We start from the raw sequence: 17,053 nt of genomic DNA, 5'->3' as shown, positions 1-17,053 counted from the left end.
CCCGTCTCAATCTTTATTGAAAATATTTGGAACACCTGCATACAGTAAAAAGAGGTAGGTGATTGCTGATGGATCAATATTTTAACAGAATCGCTTCTGTTCTTGTTGTGATGGCGATTATGGTAGCCTGTAATATTTACACGTTCATTCCCATTTACGGGAATATCGCTTCCTCCCTCTCCATCGCACAAAGTGAAGTCGTTATGGCAGGAAGCTCATTTATCTTTTTCTACGCCTGTGGACTTCTCACCTTTGCCAATAGCGCAGATCGTTTCGGAAAAAAAGAGATTCTCGTTTGGGGAATGCTTGCCTCTGCGGTTTCAACAGGCTTAGTGGGGCTTGCAGGCGATTTCTGGAGTTTATTCTTCATACGGGGGATTCAAGGCTTTTGTCTGGGGAGCTTTGCCCCCGTCGCCTTTGCTTATACGTATGATTTGTTTTCTGGAAGAAAGAGAACGCTGCTTCTCGCTTTTATCAATTCCGGTTTTCTGTTCGCAGGCCTACTCGGTCAATTACTCAGTGAAGGAATCACCCGCTACAGCAACTGGACGATTGTATTCTTCTTTTTCGCAGTGGTGTACGTCTCCTTATTTGTAATGGGAAAACAAACGCTGCCCGCTACGTCCACTCGATCCGTTTCCGTCACACACCAGATCGTCACGATTTATAAACTCCTTTTGAGGAAGGAACTCCTTTACTGCTATGGCATCGTGTTCACCCTTCTCGCCTCGTTTGTTGCTTATTATGACAGCTTGACCCGGTACTTATCGGGTGATTCCAATCTGCTTTTCCTACTCCGGGCAGTCGGATTGATCGGTGTCAGCTTATCACTCTTTACCGGTCGCCTCCTTGAAGCAAAAGGAGTCTATAAAACTCTTTTTATGGGTGTGACCATCTCCATTGCGAGTGTATTGATTGCGTTTATTTATGTACACAAGAGTGAACCCTTCATCATCGTTCTCTCTTCAGTCCTGTTTGTTTCTGCCATTTCATTGTTGATTCCGACCGTCATTACCCTCATCGGAGATATGAGTGGAGATGACCGAAGTCAGGCACTCAGCCTGTATTCCTTTATTTTATTAGGTGGAACAAGCATAGCACCCATAGTCATCATGAAGCTTACTTACGTACAATCGTTGTCTCTGTTACTGGGATGCTTCTTATTTCATGCCTGGATGAGTGGCTTGTTGTATGTGGAGCGGAGGAGGTGGAGGATGAGGGCGTAGATGCCTTCTACGTCATAAAAAGAAGGACACCATCATCCTTCTTTCACTTTACCTTTCCATTCTTCCGCTAATAGTCCGTATAAGATCATGTCGTATCGATCTCCGTCCCTTTGTAAAAATTGACGATAGCTTCCTTCTTTCTTGAATCCGAGTGACTCATATAAGCGCATGGCCCTCTCATTATATGAAAATACCGTTAATTGGACTCGGTATAAATTCAACTCATGAAAAGCGTACGCCAACAAACATTGCATGGCTTCCTTGCCATATCCATTGCCCCAGGACTGTTCATCCCCTATTGAGATGGAGACCCATCCGACACGGTGCGTCCATAGAATCCCGTCCAATTCAACAAAGCCAATGATCCTGCCATCGTCCTTTAAACGAATAGCAAAACGATAGGCGTTGTCTCCTGGATCCCCCATCCATTTTTTAATATCTTCCTCTGTTTTCGGCTTATGGGGAAGAGCATCCAGTAATCTCTGAACTTCTTCATTTTGACTCCATTCCCTTATAGCCGTAACATCTTCCTCCTGAAAACCGGAAAGATAAATTCTTGTACCCGTCAATAACCTTTTCATGTCATTTTCACCTCGACGTATGTATTTCGAGGCGTTCCTCTCCGATTCCTTTATTGTCGTTGAAAAAGTTTCGTGAGTGCCCTCCCCGCCATCCATCTTTATTTTCCCATAAAAAAAGAACCCGGAAACTTCCAGGCTCAATCCAACTTACCAGATCATTTCCGCCCACTCAGGGTGGTCGATGAATGGATTTCGATTTCCTTGATATTGTTCAAAGATGATATTGTTGCGCCTGATCTCCCTTTCATCGACAGGATCCTGTTCATTCCATTGAAGGAGAACGGACATTTTCCCGTGATAAGGGGCACTTCCATTGTTGACGTTGTTATTGATTTCTAAATCCAGTTCCCCGCTGTCCCCTTCATAGCGGACCGCCATGTAGAAAATCATACGGGCAACGTCCCCTTTCACTTCATCCCGGGGCTCCCAGGAATCCCCATCATAATAGTTGCCCGGTGCTTCGCCATGCTGAGTCCCGCCATTATCAAAGTCAAGATTACTTCTTGAAGAATTGACGGTTACATCTGTAGGTCTCAAGTGATGAAGGTCCGTCCCTGGTCCTTGAGCCGTTCCAAAGTCTCCGTGGGATTTCGCCCAGACATGTTCCCGGTTCCAGTCGTTGACTCCACCACCGTTTGTCGTTTTGGATTGGGAACGGCCTGAGTATAGGAGGATCACGTTATTCGGATTGTTCTGATCTTCGTCTGTATTTCGAAGAGCTCCCCATACATCGCTGTAGGAAAGAGTTTGATGATCATCAATGATGTTATGTAGTGCTGTTTTTAAAGAAGATCCCGTTTTCCCTTCAGCCGTATTGTAATATTCCTCATAAGATGGTGGATCGGTTGGGTCGGTTGGAGGATCAGTCGGATCAGTCCCGCCATCATCCACTGATTCGAATGCTGACGTAGACTTCACTCCCGGGTGGGAGAAATAGGCCGTTAAACTGCCCGTCACTTTGATCTTTTCACCCATTAGGCCCGGGTTACTTTGTAATCCAAAGTTTGAACGGTAAGAAGATGGAATCTGAATATAGACCATCTTATCCGTATTGGATTCAGTCGGGGAATCCGCCAAGGCAAGTGCGTAATCGTTTGGAAAGTTACTCGTGACAACGGATGACGTAGAGGTTGGCTGCCCGACCACATACCCCTCCACTGACTGAGTGGAACCATCTTGATTGGATAATGCCTGATCAACAGTAAACGGCGAACTCCACGTCCCATTTCCCGCTGCACTCATTTGGCTTGGAGATACTTGACCACACGCAATCATAAAAATAATTAAAATTGAAAAAATGCTGATGAACTTTTTGTTTACAACCTTCAAATTGCTTCGCCTCCCCTAAATATGACTATACATTTAGCGTACATTACATATTGTCAAAATAGGGTAAATTTTGTGTAAATGCTTTAAAATGAGTCTATTATCATAGGATTTGCACTCGGCGCACCCAGCCCCACTCCACTAAATCTTCCTAAAAAAGTATTAAATCATCATGTTCCCCACTCCAAATTTCCTATATAATGAATCTACTAAATGTTAGGGAAATTGGAGGATTCATCCTTGAATGCATATCAGCGATTTCAACGTACAATCATTAGAAATTATCTTCTAGGAAGCTTCATTGCCGTCTTTGGTGTCGGGTCTGTATTCATCTTTCAAACCCTTGCCCTCAATGAAAAGGAACTGCTCACAATGGGAGGCATCATCTCCCTTTCGATCATCACGATGTTCAGCTGCGAATTTTTGGTGTATCAGAAGCATATTCGTCCGATGAAGCTCGTCTATAAAAAGAAGGGATCAACACTCAGTCTGGACCTTCTCTCAAATGCCTATCAACAAGCGGAAAGGTTCCCACTTTTAACGGTTAGACGAATCATGCTCCCTCACTTTCTGGGGCTGGCTCTTCCGTCGACTTTGTTGACGGTTGTCAGCATCAATGCAGGGTGGTTGTCCATTCCGTACACCTACATTTTTTATGCCTGGTGCGGCGCCTTTTTAGTGGCGATTCTTCATGCATTGATTGAATTTTTCTTAACCTTTAGAGCTTGTCATTCACTGCAGGCGGACCTTATTCGGAAAGCAGTTGAAACATACGGAGTCGATCCATCGAATCCGTCCACCTTATTTATCAGTTTAAAAAGAAAAATCTTGGCAGCTTCCCTGTTTCTTGCGCTGTTTCCGATCCTGCTTTTTTCATTAGCTTCACAGATTCGCTTATCGATTGCAGACCCCACGCTTTTAGTAGACTACTGGAAATGGGCAGGGACTCTGATTTTCATCATTACGATTCTAGCTTTCTATGGAGCCCTCCTTATTTTCAAAAGCATCGAAGCACCTGTGAAAGAGCTGGTAGCCCGTTTTGAAAAAGTCGAGGAGGGGCATGTTTCACCCGTAGTGAATACATACACGGATGAATTTTCCCATTTATTTTCCGGGTTTAACCACATGGTAGGAGCCATCAATCTGCGAGATCAGAAAAACCAGCAGCTACTCGATCAATTTTTCGCCGTCGTAGCAGGTACATTGGATGCACGGGACCCTTATACGGCCGGCCATTCTAAACGTGTTGCGGAGTTTTCTGTTTTAATTGCCAAACAATGCAACTGGTCCTCCAAAGACATCGACTTACTCAACAAATCGGCCTTGCTTCACGACATTGGAAAAATAGGAATCCGGGATGATGTACTTTTAAAAGAAGGGAAATTAACAATTGAAGAGTTCGATCAAATTAAACGCCATCCTGTCATTGGCGAAGAAATTGTAAAAGGGGTTCAGTTAACAGAAGAACTCCTGCCCATTTTACCCGGCATCAAGCACCACCATGAGCGGGTGGACGGCCGGGGATATCCCGATCAATTAAAAGGAGACGATATTCCCGTGTTCGGACGATTGATCGCTGTCGCCGACGCCTTTGACGCTATGACCTCTGATCGCCCTTATCGAAAAGGAATGCCTATCGAAAAAGCCCTCTCCATTTTGGAAGAAGGCAAAGGGACACAGTGGGATGAGGAGTTTGTTGAAGCGTTTATGAGGGGGATTAAAGTGACAGGCACATCCCGTTCTGCCATTTAAATACCCATCAACATAGAAAGGATCCGATCCCCAAAATGGATTTGATCCTTTCCTTATTCAAAGAGCTTAAAGCATCACTTTTCGGAAGTATCATCCTTTCAACAGTCCGGAACCTCGAAGAATCTTTCGCAAAAAAAAAAGAATGCTGTCCATGTATCGAACAGCATTCCCATATCTTTAGTTCCTGAATTGTATATCCCATTCGTTGATAGGCCAGTAACGAAGATCCACTTTTCCCACAATCTGTTCCCGGTCTATAAACCCGAAATAGCGACTATCCATGCTTCCCCGACGATTGTCTCCAAGAACGAATACTTTTCCTTCGGGAACCGTTTGCTGATCCGTGATTTCTTCAAGGGTAAAGTCTCCCGTCAGCTTGTTGCCGATATACTCCTGCTTGAATTTTTCTAAATAAGGTTCAGGATAGTACTCTCCGTTAACATATAACTTATCATCTTTATACACGACCTTATCACCGGGCAGTCCAATGATTCGTTTCACATAATCCTCGTTCTCATTCGCATGAAAGACCACAACATCAAAGCGATCCAAGTCTCCAATATGATAACCGATTTTATTCACAACAAGTTTATTTCCATCCTGTAGTGTCGGCATCATCGATTCACCTTCGACTACATAGTTGGAGAAGAGAAAGGTTCGAATGATGATAAAGATGATCAGTCCAATCCCCAAGGCTTTAATCCATTCGAGTCCTTCTCTTTTTACCTCTTCTCTCAATTTGATTCCTCCTGCTTTTTCCGTTCAATTCGTTGGTCTACTTCCATTTTCTTATTCAGATGTATCTCAATTCGTTTCCCTACAAACCATAGTACAAAGATAATGGCTGCAACGATTACAGTACGTATTGGTTGTCTTACTAATGATATAATATCATATCCGATAAAGCTTATGGTGAAAATCATCACCATTTTCCCCGTAACCACAGCGAGCATATATTGAGCGATGCTGATCGACGACAATCCCGCCACAACATTCACCAAGGCAGACGGTGTAAAAGGGAAGCATAAAAGAATGAACAACGGGCCAAACCCATGCTTGTCTACCCATTTCGTCAATCGCTTCACTTGGCGGTTCTTTCTCAGGAAACGAAAGAATCGGGTTTCCCCATATCTTCGTACCAACAGAAACACGATAAGGGCACCAAGCGTAGCCCCAATCCACGAAAATAGAAACCCCCACCATAACCCGAAGGCATTTGCATTGGCCGTCACAAACACGACCAGGGGCAGGAATGGGAGAAAGGCTTCCAACAGCGGCAACAGGATCCCTGGAATCGGTCCGAATGAACGATACTGCTGAATCAGGTCCATCATATTCTCAAGCGTAAACCAGTCTTTTATCTTATTTATATCCATATTATATGTTTCCCCTTAAACGACCATGAACAAATAGACTCATTTCGTTATATCGTTACTTGTATTTTCATCATATCACACAAATTCAGGATTTCCATATTGTTATCTCTTGGGTCGTTTTATTAATATAACTTTGCCTAATGTATAGGGATGTAAACCTGCCAGGGTGGGTATTTTTGCGGTGGATATTATCGACTTTCAAAATATTGCTCTCACCCTCGTCACAATTTTATCTTCAATTCCTCCTTTCACATATCTCCGTAAAAAAACTGTCATCCCCATCCAGGAATGACAGTTCTCCCTCTATAAATACTCCCCAAACCAATCCACCATTTCTTGTAATCTTGCTTCCCTCAAAGAAGGTTTTCCAGTCCTGGACAAATTGTGATTGGATTCCGGGAAACGCACGAATCTCACATCTTTTTTCTCCCGCTTTAATGCGATGAATAGTTGTTCCGCCTGCTCAATCGGACAACGGTAGTCCTTTTCGCTGTGAAGTATCAATAGGGGTGTGTTCATATTCTTCACGTACGCCAGGGGTGAATGCTTCCAAAGAGTTTCGATGTCACCAAGATCGCTTTGGATTTGCCACTCTGAGAAGTAGTAGCCGATATCGCTCACTCCGTAAAAACTGATCCAATTGCTGATGGAGCGCTGGGTAACGGCTGCTTTAAACTTGTCGCTGTGGCCGATGATCCAGTTGGTCATGAATCCTCCGTAGCTTCCGCCGGTCACACCTAAGCGGGATTCATTAATAAACGGAAATTCCTCCAGGGCATACTCGACTGCTGCCATGATATCCTCGTAATCCCCGCCGCCGTAATCTCCTCTTACGGCATCCACGAACTCTTGGCCGTAGCCATGGCTTCCTCTTGGATTCACATATAAAACAGCGTATCCCTTGCTTGCCAGCACTTGAAATTCGTGAAAGAAAGTGTTCCCATACATGGTGTGGGGGCCCCCATGTATTTCGACGATAAGTGGATACTTCTTCCCTTCCTCATAGCCGACTGGCTTCATGATCCAGCCTTGAACGAGCCGGTCTTTCGCACCCTTGTACATAAACGATTGGGGAGATGATAATTCCCGATCCGCCAGGTCCCCGTTCAGGTTGGTCATTTTCTTCAGCTCTCCGGTAGGAACATGAAGAGTATACAATTCACCCGGTTCGGTCGGTTTGCTCATGGCAACGAGCATCACTTGTCGATCAGAATCGAAGTCGAATCCGTATACATGCTGCTCCTCTTGCAACAACGCAGGGTAGATGGCCCCTTCAATGTGAGCGTAATAGAGAACCGTGTTTCCGGCATCAGACGCCAGGAAATAGAGACTTTCATTGTCCTGTGACCATAGGATTCCTGCTTGAGATGAGCCTTGGATGCTATCGCTATTGAGATAGTCTCCTACGGGCAGATCCATGCTTTCTGTCAGGCAAACGGAGTGACCGGTTTCAAGGTGATACAGCCACACCTTATTATGTGTCGCATTCTCATATTCACGTCCATGCCCCATATAGGCAAGATGCCCTCCGTCGGGAGACCAGGCCGCTCCTCCGTAGTAACCCGATTCTTTATTAATCTTCTTATATTCGTCCGTTTCAAGATGAAAAATAAATAAATCAGACTGGAAGGAGAAATCTTTTTCTTTTGTTCTGTCCACTGAAAACGCGATGTGCCCTCCGTCTGGAGACCAGGAATGAAGAGTGTAATCATGGACATCATCCGTGACTCTTCTCATTTTCTTTGACGCCACGTTCACCACTACTATTTGCGAGTAGCAGCTGTCATCGAAACCTCGGTCATCACTTTTATATTTCATGCCTGTCGCAACGAATGGCTTTAATTTCTCTTCTTCGCCATCCTTCTTTTCAAACGTCTGCCCTTTTTCCAATCGCATTGAGAAAGCGATCTTTTCACCACAAGGAGACCATACAGGATTCGAAACACCTTTTTGATAATCCGTCAGCTGCTCTGCTTCCCCTCCATCACGATGAATGACATAAAGCTGATTCACGCCGGAACGATTTGAGACAAAGGCAATCGTCCCCCCATCAGGTGACCATCTCGGAGATGAAATCTTTTGCTCTCCGAAAGTCCATTGGCGAGTGGTCTTATCTTGCAGACGAATGCTATGTAAGGTTGAGAAATACTCATTTTTTTCTTCACACATAATGGTTTTGACATAAACGGCTTCTTCCCCACTTGGTGACAATCTTGGGTCAGATACGGCCTTTAACTCATACAGATCATCGATTTCGATTCCTTTATTCATGATTCGGTACCTTCCTTTCTTCTATTCTCTTTGTTATTTCGACGTCAGAATTACTTTTCCTTTTTTGGATAAAAATCCGATCTGCCCTTCATAATAGAAACAAATTCAAATTCTACAACTTTCGCTATTGAAAGTAAATCGAATTCCACGTAAAATGAAAATACGAACATTTGTTCTACACTAAAGTGAAAAGGAGTCTTTTCATATGACAAGGATCCCGGAGAACGACAGGAACATATTAGAACAGGCCATCTATTTACCGATGGTGCTGACGATTTTAAATCGTGATCTGCAAATCATAGACAGCAGCCCGTTCAAATTAAAACGACCGTATTTAGAAATGATTGAGGAGACGATGAAGGTCATCCAAGGAGAACTCGCTCATGTCAAAAAGTACATGAGGACCAATAAGATGAAGGTTGAGCGAATTCAATCAGACGATGCCTTTACGATGTATATGTTTCTGTATAAGGGGTATGAGGAGCACCATAATTACTTTAACCCGCGCCTTCGAAACCGTGTGGAGGATTTAATGAGACATTATTTGTATCGCCGATTCCTGGAATCGAAAACAGATACAACAAAAGAAGCGTGATTCCTCTCACGCATCGTTTTTTTTGATATTTCGATTAAGGTAAAACGTTTTGATATTACTCATTTCGGTTTGAACCTTCGTATTATATTTACTTTCCATTTCTGCGACACGCTGTGTGTAGGCGATACGCAAGTCAGAAGTACGAAGCATTTGATTTTCAAACGAACTGTAAGAAATGGGAACCATGCAGGACTCATTGTTTTGAAGAAAGACCCGTGTTGATCCATTTGTCGAGCGTTCATACCCGCGAACATGTGAATGGGAAATCCAGGCGCATTCTTGTTTGACAGGAGAAGAGGTTGGAAATAGATAAATGGACATCTGAGGATTCACCATGATGGGAGCTTTGTAGATGATACCCGTAAGTCTTTTGGTGCCTTCTTTTCTTCCTTCATAGGAGGAACCAAAGAATTCACAGCTCTTCTTTAAAATATCGAACGGTTTAAAAGGGGAGATTAGTATGTCATCTACCTCTATGATTTTGGTAAATGTCCTGGCACCGTATTCAATTGGCTGCAGGATCATCGTATGGGGATTCACTTCATATTCTTCTATAATTCGAGATTTTTCTCTCATTTCATCGCCTCCATTTACATTTTCCACCAAAATAATACCATAAATTTCGAGGGTTGTCTCGTATATTTTTAAAAATTCTGAAATTAACTATACGCTACTCCGTCAAGGATAAAAAATTATCAGAATATTTAATTTTTTGGTTGAATTTTTACTACTTACCCCATATACTAATAAAAAGAATTCAGGGGTGACCGTATATGGAAAACAAAAAGTCCTATACCGAAATGATGAAAGCTTCTGCCATGACCCGTAAGAAAGCCGCTGAGAGAAGTGTGATGGAGATCTATATCGACATGGTGCTGCATGAAAGCATTCTGATGACGCGAAAGACAAAACTCCTGACAGACATTGACGCCGCCCTGGATAAGAAAAATAAACCTCTGTTCATGAAATTATCAAAAGAATTAAACGAACTGAACCTAAGCTGCGGATGATAAATAATAGCTGACTCTATACATGAGTCAGCTATTCCTTTTTTAATGGACGGGCCATTGGTCCCTTCATTTCATGCATGACTTCCATTCAAATGGCAAACCCTATAGCTAACCTATACATTTTGGAGCGAATATGATGATCCTGCTAATAAAAGTACTTGTCCTCTACTTAATCACCATCGCCGCTATGCGACTAATGGGAAAATCCACTATTGTACAAATGACTCCATATGATCTTGTAGCGATTATTATCGTTGGGACCATTGCCTCTGAACCACTGATCTCCACGGAATTCTGGCCAACCATCGCGGCTCTCGTCATTTTAGTGGGGCTTCATGTACTGTTCTCATTCCTGACCCTGAGTCAATGGGGAAATCGCTTCTTCTTGGGAGAACCCACCTTACTGATTAAAAATGGGGAGATATTAGAGGATAATCTGGAGAAATCCAAGATCTCGCTGATTCAATTAACCTCCATTCTACGCTCTCAAGGTTACCCCAAAATTTCAGATGTGGACTACGCCATGCTCGAGCCGATCGGTGAAGTGAGCGTCATTCCGAAGGTGGAAAACACCCCTGTTACCGTCCAGCATCTCAACCTTAAAATCGATGACGAGGGATTGCCGATTGCCGTGATTGTGGATGGGAAGATCCAAACACGGAACCTGGTGCTCCTTGGGAAATCGAAAGAATGGCTGGAAACTCAACTAAGCAACTCCGGACTTCATCACAAGGATGTGATTTTCGCTTATATGACAGAGAAAGCCAAGAACCTGATTATTAATAAAAGAGAAAAAGCCTAGTCTCTTAAGAGAACGGGCTTTTTTCAGTGTGGCGGTTTATTAATCGCATGTTGTAATCAATTCTAGGAAAATCTAATGTAGTAAATTCCCATAAATTTTAATCGTAAAGTATAATGCCACGGCTGTATAAACGAAAGCTGTCCAGAAAGAGATCGAATGATAAAACTTTTTCTTTTTTTCTTTGATCAAATGCTCCCCCTTTTTGTAAAAATAGCCATCTCCATTTACATAGATGATGATCAAGGTAACTAATATCCCGATAATCAAAGACCACTCCATCATCGGGCGCCCAGTTTCAAGATAACTCAAAAAAGGCAAACCGATTAACGCTAAAACGGTAAACATAAAACGAATAAACAATATCCAAACTTTATGATTTTTGATCTTCCCCATCCTCCTGCCTGTTTCTATAAACAGAAAATTCCTCCTATTTAATTCCTTATTTTTCCATAAACGCAAGGATTGAACACTAAAATTTAAGGTTTAAGAAACAAAAATGATAAACAGACAAAAAAACGACTCGCTTCCATTCACAAGTCGTCCTTCCTGTCTTTCACTCTCTCTCAATCTGTAAAAGGGGTAACTATACCTATCTGGTCCGTTTTATCCCTTTACTCTGTATCTTTCTCCTTTTCATACTCCTCAAGCATCGTCAATCGTTCAAGCATGGTCGGATGACCATAACGGAAGATCTTCACTAGTAAAGGCGGATTGACCTGAGATAATCCCACCTTCGATAACTTCTGGAAAGATGAGATGGCGGCTTCTTTATCGTCCGTCATTTCTATTGCATATCGGTCAGCCCTCGTTTCCTGGTAGCGTGAGATCCAGTTGCTAAGGGGACTGATAGTGAACAGGAGCATGGACGTAATCATCAAGAACAGGGGTAAGGAGCTTAAGTTCGATACGCTCGATACTTTCATGTCTTCCTTATGATTGGCGACGATGCCTCTCATCAGCTTAGCCGTCAGGAATAACCCAAAGAAGGATAGGATCAAGTAGATGGCAATGCCGATATAGATGTGCTTCTCCACATAGTGAGCCATTTCATGGGCCATCACAAACAGGATTTCCTTGTCCGTTAATTTTTCAAGGGTGGTATCCCAAAGAACGATCCGGGAATTGGATCCGACTCCGGTTACATACGCATTGAGTGAATTAGTCTTCTCCGACATGTCGACTTCGAATACGTGGTCCGTTGGAATGTTTGCCTTGTCGGCAAGAGTCAGGATTTGTTCCTCTAATGCTTTATCCTTCAGTGGATAGAAATCGTTATATAGCGGGTCGATCAATACCGGTTGCACGAACATCATGAAAATCGTAAAGGGTACCGACAATGCCCAGGCCGCTAGCCACCAGCGCTGCTTGAATCGTTTCATCAATCCATATAACACCGATACAATGATGAACATGAGGAGGTAATTCACCCAGAAATCCGTGATCTCATCCTTCATCCACATGGAGAACGTCTGGGTTGAAATATTGTAGCTCTTCGAAATAGTATACGAAATATACTGCAGTGGAAAAATCGCCAGGAACGAAGCAATCGATAACCAGAACAAATAAATGGCCGTTTGCAGGAAACCATTTTTCACCGTTCCCCTCGCCCACTTCTCAAACACACGCGAGACCCCGAGAATCAGGATCAGGAAATAAAACAACCATTCATAAGGAGTGGATAAGAAAAACAGGAGGTTCTTGATTTTCGAGAAATCCTCACTCAGCATAATTTCTTTATCCTTCATAAAGGTGGCCGGATCTGCACTGCTTCCTTTGTACATGTCAGGCAAAGTAGAATCCGCCAAGAAGAATAAATACACATATAGAAACAAGCCTAATAGCAAATAAGCCAATATCGACCTGAACGCCCATTTTCTAACCAACATACTTCCTCCCTTCTCGTCTTCTTTACTATATGTAATACCCTGTCCAAAGATTTAGAACCTAAACACATTACGGCAGAAATCGCGAAATCCCCCTCCAATTTAAAAAAAGCCACGACCCGAATCGCGGCTTACATCAAGAACACCGAATACAAAGATAGAACTGAAATCGCCCCGACCACCACAAGGATGACGTTGGCACCCAGGAAGGCAATGACAAATGCGGCTGCCGTCCCGACGGCTCCAAACATTAGATTCCCCTCTTGAATCAACAAGATGCTAGGAAATATCAAAGCGCCCAATACGGCAAAAGGAACATTCTTTAATACCCCTTGAAGGAATGGAGGCAGTTCTTTCCCTTTAAATACGAGGAAAGGAAGCATTCTGGGAATATACGTGACAATCGCCATACCGATGATCATCAAAACAATCGCGCTATTCATTCGCTCTCTCTCCTCCCTTCATCATGACCACCAATTCCACAATCACGGCTGAAACGAGGGTAGCAAGTACAATCGACCAGCCGTTTGAAAGGTTCGTCGTGAAAAGCAGGATGCTATTCAACATACCGGCCACTACGGCTAAAAACGTGACCTTTACACTTTTTTTCATGGAAGGAACGAGGAGTCCCACAAACATGGCATAAAGAGCGATCGTCATGCTCGCTTGTAGAAATTCGGGAAGGATTTCCCCGATGAAGTAGCCGACACCAGAGTTCACGACCCAGCTTCCGTATGAAATGAGCATCACCCCGACGGCAAAACCTGTTCTTACTTTGCCATCTTTGACGCTGATGACCGTGAAGGTTTCATCCGTAATCCCAAACGCATAAAACAACTTTTTATATAGTCGGTCTTCCTCGAGCTTTTCACTTAAAGAAGCCGACATCAGGAAGTGACGGATGTTTACGATGAACGTGGTAAGAATAATTTCAATGATCCCGGTACCAACCGCGATCAGACTCAGCGATATGTATTGAGCAGCCCCTGCAAACACGAGCATGCTCATCAGTACCGTTTCCGTGACCGTAAGGCCGGTTGTCCGTGCCAACAACCCAAAGGTTAACGCAACAGGCATGTATCCGATGGCTATGCTGAGCCCTCCCTGCAGGCCCAGACGAAAATCACTCACTTTTTTCGTGGAAAGCAGTGCCTCCATCCTCTCACATCCTTTATAATAGAAGTAATTTACTATTTTAATTTTTTGATAATTTATTATATTATACATATAGACACTATAGTATACAAGAGGAGTTTTGGCATGGAAAATTTCCCGATTCAAATTGGTGATAATATACGGAAGATCCGCAGGGAGCGCGGCTTCAGCCTTGAGCAGATGGCAGAGCGCACCGGTGTAAGCAAGGCGATGATCGGTCAGATTGAACGTGGTGATTCGAATCCGACGGTCGCAATTCTATGGAAGATCGCCAATGGCTTGAAGGTATCCTTCTCTTCACTGATTGAAAAGCCAAGCAATCAAATATCCATCATTCATTATCAAGACGTTCAGCCTGTTCTTGAAGATAACGGAAACTACATCGTTTATCCCATCTTCCCTTTCGATCCCCTGAAAAAATGGGAAAGCTACCGGGTTGAAATGAAACCGGGCTGCTTATATCGAAATGAAGGGCATACGAAGGGGGTAGAGGAATACATCACGGTGCTGTCAGGGAAGATTGCCCTTAATATCGGGGAAGAAACCTATCTGCTGACAGAAGGAAGTTCCATTCGTTTTGCCGCAGACTCCGGGCATGAGTATGTAAATCATTCAGTAGAAACAGCTGTGTGCCAGATGGTTATTTATTATGGCGGTGAATAATCCCAAAGAAAATCCTGCATGTGTAACGACATGCAGGATTTTTCAAACTATCCAGTTAACAAAATGTATCCTTCGGTTTCGGCACCGACAATCCGAACATCGGACGAAGATAAAGTGCCAGGAACGTACCTCCAAGGGCAAGGAACCCCCAAATATAACCGTGAAGGCTGAAGGAAGCGATCCCTCCGAAGTAAGCACCAATGTTACATCCGAAGGCCAAACGGGCACCGTATCCCATCAGCAGCCCACCAATGACAGACGCCATGGCATTTTTACCAGTGATTTTATTAAACCGGAACAGGCCACCTGCAGCAGATGCAAGAAATGCTCCAAGGATGACACCGAAGTTTAATACGGTTGTGGAATCAGCAAAGATCGATGCTTGAAGAGCTTCAGCATTGGCTCCTGTCCAGTAGCCCCAGCTTGCCACGTCGACCCCGAACATTCCGGCAACCTTTGATCCCCATAGAGCAAAGGCAGAAGTGATTCCCCAAGGATTTCCCCGTGTCATGAGAGTGAGGGCATTTAACACAGCCAGCACGATCGCAGCTGCGATAAGTGGCCAAGATCCACGTAGAATCCGTTTCCAGCCTTTAGTCGTTGGGAGTGTCGCCATGCGGGGCGGGTTTTTCTTCTTCTCCACCCGCAGTGTAATCCACGCAATGAAGCCAAAGAATAAAATCGAAACGAGCCATGCCCCAAAATAACCTAATCCGGTAGAGGTTGCTAATGAAATAGGTTTAAAGGACGGCATTTCCTCTGTCCAAAATGGAAGATGATAGGCTCCGACTGTGGCACCGACAATAAAGAATAGCAATGTGATGAACATAACGGAGCGACCGCCGCCGATTGCGTATAGTGTACCTGAAGCACAGCCTCCTCCAAGCTGCATGCCAATCCCAAACAGGAAGGCACCTACCAGTAAACTTACCCCAACGGGCGATACATAACCTGCCGCTTCACCCCCAAAGAATGTGTACCCTGTCGCAAGGATCGGAGCAAACAGCGTTACGGCAACGGCAAGCATCACCATATGTGCCCGCAGTGCCTGCCCGTTCCCTACAGACATCACTCTGCGGAAAGCAGAAGTGAATCCGAATCGTGCATGAAATAATGTATATCCTAACAACAGCCCCAGCACCAGTAACACGGTTTGGGCAATTTCTTGTGTAAAGAGTAAATATAGACTAAGAATCACTGTAACGATTAAACCGCCAGCCACTAAAGATGTCTGTGGCGGGTTCAATTCGGTACTCGCTTTCTCTGGACCCTTTTGTTCATTTATTGGTTGCACATAGCCAGCCATGAATAATCCTCCTTAATCTGATTGAATTGGTTGGAATTTATTTTACAATAGTAATAGATTCGACGACAGTTGTCAAAAAGAGAGACTTCCGCGTCCTTTCATCTATTAAATAAAAAAAGCTACTTGAGAAATCTCAAGCAGCTTCGTTTCTATAAGGATACAAGAGCCAACATAATCGGGATCGTCACAATGCTCATAAGTGTAGTGACAAGTGTACTTGTCGACACTAAATCAGGCTCTGTGTTGAACTGCAATGAAAACATCGTAGTATTCGCAGCAGTTGGCATGCTTGCCAAAATAATGAGAATCGATCCCAACATGGTAGAAATAGGAAGAAACGAAACAACGACCAGAGCTATGATGGGTGAAGCTACCATTCTCATGATCACAATAAAGGAAAGGGCGCCTCTTTCCACCTTCTTCCCTCCCAATGTCGCTAATTGCATCCCTAACACCACCATAATAGTAGGAATCGTTGCCTGGGAAATCAGATCAATGGTCTGACTCATAAACACCGGCACATCAAGATGAAACAATTGAAAGCCCAATCCAAGAAAAGCACCATGCAGAATCGGCATCTTGACGATCTTCATCCAGATTTCCCTCGTTTCCCTCTTTTTATCACCGCCACTGACAGCATAATAGAGGCCGATTGTATTCATAAGAAATGACTGTATCACCATCATAATGACCGCATAGCGAAACCCGAGTTCGCCGAAAGCGAATAGGATGATCGGTACTCCATAGTTGCCGCTGTTCATGAATACCCCGGATAGAATCATGGCCGACACTTTCGGTTTTGAATAGTTTCTAAACTTAGCCACTATTTTAATAGATACAATCAAAATCACACAAAGCGCGATACAAAACAGAAAGATATAAAGATAATCCATATTCAGTTCATTCTCGTAAAAGGTCTTGAATGCAAGAAACGGATACATTAAGTAAATGGCCATCTTCGAAATCGAATTGATCTCGAAACCAAGTTTCTTTTGACCGATATATCCAACGGCAAAGACCAGTAATGCAGGCAGTACAATCAATATTACGTCCATTTACGTCACCACAATCTATTAAAATGAAAGATAGGCTTGACTGCTAGAGTCA

The 17,053-nt window shown here is 43.6% G+C and carries 18 protein-coding genes; 6 read left to right on the top strand and 12 right to left on the bottom strand.

The genetic code is table 11. From position 1 onward, the window contains the following. The first annotated feature begins 68 nt into the window (after positions 1–68). The gene (locus DET59_RS12015) at positions 69–1,226 is read left to right on the top strand and encodes an MFS transporter (RefSeq protein WP_113969905.1); all 1,158 of its coding nucleotides are present in this window, start codon (positions 69–71) and stop codon (positions 1,224–1,226) included. A 32-nt stretch (positions 1,227–1,258) separates the two neighbouring features. Here DET59_RS12015 and DET59_RS12010 read toward each other — a convergent pair whose 3' ends face one another. Both DET59_RS12010 and DET59_RS12005 read right to left on the bottom strand, forming a co-directional pair. Beyond that, positions 1,259–1,807 carry a GNAT family N-acetyltransferase gene (locus DET59_RS12010; protein WP_113969904.1) on the bottom strand — a complete coding sequence of 183 codons (549 nt, stop codon included), beginning with the start codon at positions 1,805–1,807 and terminating at the stop codon, positions 1,259–1,261. A gap of 147 nt (positions 1,808–1,954) precedes the next feature. Next, the gene (locus DET59_RS12005) at positions 1,955–3,136 is read right to left on the bottom strand and encodes an endonuclease (RefSeq protein WP_397540938.1); all 1,182 of its coding nucleotides are present in this window, start codon (positions 3,134–3,136) and stop codon (positions 1,955–1,957) included. Between the two features lie 237 nt (positions 3,137–3,373). Here DET59_RS12005 and DET59_RS12000 point away from each other — a divergent pair, with 237 nt between their 5' ends. Further along, positions 3,374–4,885, top strand: coding sequence for an HD-GYP domain-containing protein (locus tag DET59_RS12000; protein ID WP_113969903.1), 1,512 nt, complete (start codon positions 3,374–3,376; stop codon positions 4,883–4,885). 177 nt (positions 4,886–5,062) lie between these two features. On the opposite strand, the gene lepB is transcribed toward DET59_RS12000, so the two are convergent. The 3 genes from lepB to DET59_RS11985 form a co-directional block, all read right to left on the bottom strand. Beyond that, entirely contained in the window at positions 5,063–5,623 is a 561-nt protein-coding gene (gene lepB / locus DET59_RS11995; protein WP_113969902.1) for a signal peptidase I, read from the bottom strand. Next, positions 5,620–6,261 (bottom strand): TVP38/TMEM64 family protein, encoded by a 642-nt coding sequence (locus DET59_RS11990; RefSeq protein ID WP_113969901.1) that lies wholly within the window; start codon positions 6,259–6,261, stop codon positions 5,620–5,622. Before DET59_RS11990 ends, lepB begins: the two co-directional genes overlap by 4 nt. 303 nt (positions 6,262–6,564) lie before the next feature. Further along, positions 6,565–8,532, bottom strand: a complete 1,968-nt coding sequence (locus DET59_RS11985) for a S9 family peptidase (protein ID WP_113969900.1) — start codon at positions 8,530–8,532, stop codon at positions 6,565–6,567. Positions 8,533–8,737: 205 nt separating this feature from the next. Here DET59_RS11985 and DET59_RS11980 point away from each other — a divergent pair, with 205 nt between their 5' ends. Next, the gene (locus DET59_RS11980; protein WP_113969899.1) at positions 8,738–9,127 is read left to right on the top strand and encodes a YhjD family protein; all 390 of its coding nucleotides are present in this window, start codon (positions 8,738–8,740) and stop codon (positions 9,125–9,127) included. A gap of 6 nt (positions 9,128–9,133) precedes the next feature. Here the strand turns inward: DET59_RS11980 and DET59_RS11975 are convergent, their stop codons facing one another. Beyond that, the gene (locus DET59_RS11975; RefSeq protein WP_113969898.1) at positions 9,134–9,703 is read right to left on the bottom strand and encodes a competence protein ComK; all 570 of its coding nucleotides are present in this window, start codon (positions 9,701–9,703) and stop codon (positions 9,134–9,136) included. 197 nt (positions 9,704–9,900) lie between these two features. On the opposite strand from DET59_RS11975, the gene DET59_RS11970 reads away from it, so the two are divergent. Together DET59_RS11970 and DET59_RS11965 are read left to right on the top strand one after the other, a co-directional pair. Continuing rightward, entirely contained in the window at positions 9,901–10,137 is a 237-nt protein-coding gene (locus DET59_RS11970; RefSeq protein WP_113969897.1) for an IDEAL domain-containing protein, read from the top strand. 136 nt (positions 10,138–10,273) lie between these two features. Continuing rightward, positions 10,274–10,939 (top strand): DUF421 domain-containing protein, encoded by a 666-nt coding sequence (locus DET59_RS11965; protein WP_113969896.1) that lies wholly within the window; start codon positions 10,274–10,276, stop codon positions 10,937–10,939. A gap of 72 nt (positions 10,940–11,011) precedes the next feature. On the opposite strand, the gene DET59_RS11960 is transcribed toward DET59_RS11965, so the two are convergent. The 4 genes from DET59_RS11960 to DET59_RS11945 form a co-directional block, all read right to left on the bottom strand. After that, positions 11,012–11,332 carry a hypothetical protein gene (locus tag DET59_RS11960; protein WP_113969895.1) on the bottom strand — a complete coding sequence of 107 codons (321 nt, stop codon included), beginning with the start codon at positions 11,330–11,332 and terminating at the stop codon, positions 11,012–11,014. A 218-nt stretch (positions 11,333–11,550) separates the two neighbouring features. Then, positions 11,551–12,822, bottom strand: a complete 1,272-nt coding sequence (locus tag DET59_RS11955) for a M48 family metallopeptidase (RefSeq protein WP_181778134.1) — start codon at positions 12,820–12,822, stop codon at positions 11,551–11,553. Between the two features lie 131 nt (positions 12,823–12,953). After that, complete coding sequence (locus DET59_RS11950; RefSeq protein ID WP_113969893.1) at positions 12,954–13,265, bottom strand: AzlD domain-containing protein; 312 nt, start codon at positions 13,263–13,265, stop codon at positions 12,954–12,956. Further along, a complete protein-coding gene (locus DET59_RS11945) occupies positions 13,258–13,980 on the bottom strand; it encodes an AzlC family ABC transporter permease (protein WP_113969892.1) in 723 nt (240 codons plus the stop codon). Before DET59_RS11945 ends, DET59_RS11950 begins: the two co-directional genes overlap by 8 nt. A gap of 102 nt (positions 13,981–14,082) precedes the next feature. On the opposite strand from DET59_RS11945, the gene DET59_RS11940 reads away from it, so the two are divergent. Next, positions 14,083–14,640, top strand: coding sequence for a helix-turn-helix domain-containing protein (locus DET59_RS11940; protein WP_113969891.1), 558 nt, complete (start codon positions 14,083–14,085; stop codon positions 14,638–14,640). A 55-nt stretch (positions 14,641–14,695) separates the two neighbouring features. Here the strand turns inward: DET59_RS11940 and DET59_RS11935 are convergent, their stop codons facing one another. Both DET59_RS11935 and DET59_RS11930 read right to left on the bottom strand, forming a co-directional pair. Next, positions 14,696–15,946, bottom strand: a complete 1,251-nt coding sequence (locus tag DET59_RS11935) for a YeeE/YedE family protein (RefSeq protein WP_113969890.1) — start codon at positions 15,944–15,946, stop codon at positions 14,696–14,698. 149 nt (positions 15,947–16,095) lie between these two features. Next, on the bottom strand, positions 16,096–17,001 hold the full coding sequence (locus DET59_RS11930) for an AEC family transporter (RefSeq protein ID WP_113969889.1): 906 nt from the start codon (positions 16,999–17,001) through the stop codon (positions 16,096–16,098). Positions 17,002–17,053 lie beyond the last annotated feature (52 nt).

This window comes from Rossellomorea aquimaris (assembly GCF_003315075.1).
In the GTDB taxonomy this organism is placed as follows: Bacteria; Bacillota; Bacilli; order Bacillales; family Bacillaceae_B; genus Rossellomorea; species Rossellomorea aquimaris_C.
Note: the sequence above shows the minus strand (reverse complement) of the source record. Positions and strands in the feature narration are given on the sequence as shown.

Coding starts and splice junctions, on each gene's coding strand:
- DET59_RS12015 (WP_113969905.1), top strand. CDS start 69: ATGGATCAATATTTTAACAGAATCGCTTCTGTTCTTGTTGTGATGGCG.
- DET59_RS12010 (WP_113969904.1), bottom strand. CDS start 1,807: ATGAAAAGGTTATTGACGGGTACAAGAATTTATCTTTCCGGTTTTCAG.
- DET59_RS11990 (WP_113969901.1), bottom strand. CDS start 6,261: ATGGATATAAATAAGATAAAAGACTGGTTTACGCTTGAGAATATGATG.
- DET59_RS11985 (WP_113969900.1), bottom strand. CDS start 8,532: ATGAATAAAGGAATCGAAATCGATGATCTGTATGAGTTAAAGGCCGTA.
- DET59_RS11980 (WP_113969899.1), top strand. CDS start 8,738: ATGACAAGGATCCCGGAGAACGACAGGAACATATTAGAACAGGCCATC.
- DET59_RS11975 (WP_113969898.1), bottom strand. CDS start 9,703: ATGAGAGAAAAATCTCGAATTATAGAAGAATATGAAGTGAATCCCCAT.
- DET59_RS11970 (WP_113969897.1), top strand. CDS start 9,901: ATGGAAAACAAAAAGTCCTATACCGAAATGATGAAAGCTTCTGCCATG.
- DET59_RS11965 (WP_113969896.1), top strand. CDS start 10,274: ATGATCCTGCTAATAAAAGTACTTGTCCTCTACTTAATCACCATCGCC.
- DET59_RS11960 (WP_113969895.1), bottom strand. CDS start 11,332: ATGGGGAAGATCAAAAATCATAAAGTTTGGATATTGTTTATTCGTTTT.
- DET59_RS11950 (WP_113969893.1), bottom strand. CDS start 13,265: ATGAATAGCGCGATTGTTTTGATGATCATCGGTATGGCGATTGTCACG.
- DET59_RS11945 (WP_113969892.1), bottom strand. CDS start 13,980: ATGGAGGCACTGCTTTCCACGAAAAAAGTGAGTGATTTTCGTCTGGGC.
- DET59_RS11940 (WP_113969891.1), top strand. CDS start 14,083: ATGGAAAATTTCCCGATTCAAATTGGTGATAATATACGGAAGATCCGC.
- DET59_RS11935 (WP_113969890.1), bottom strand. CDS start 15,946: ATGGCTGGCTATGTGCAACCAATAAATGAACAAAAGGGTCCAGAGAAA.
- DET59_RS11930 (WP_113969889.1), bottom strand. CDS start 17,001: ATGGACGTAATATTGATTGTACTGCCTGCATTACTGGTCTTTGCCGTT.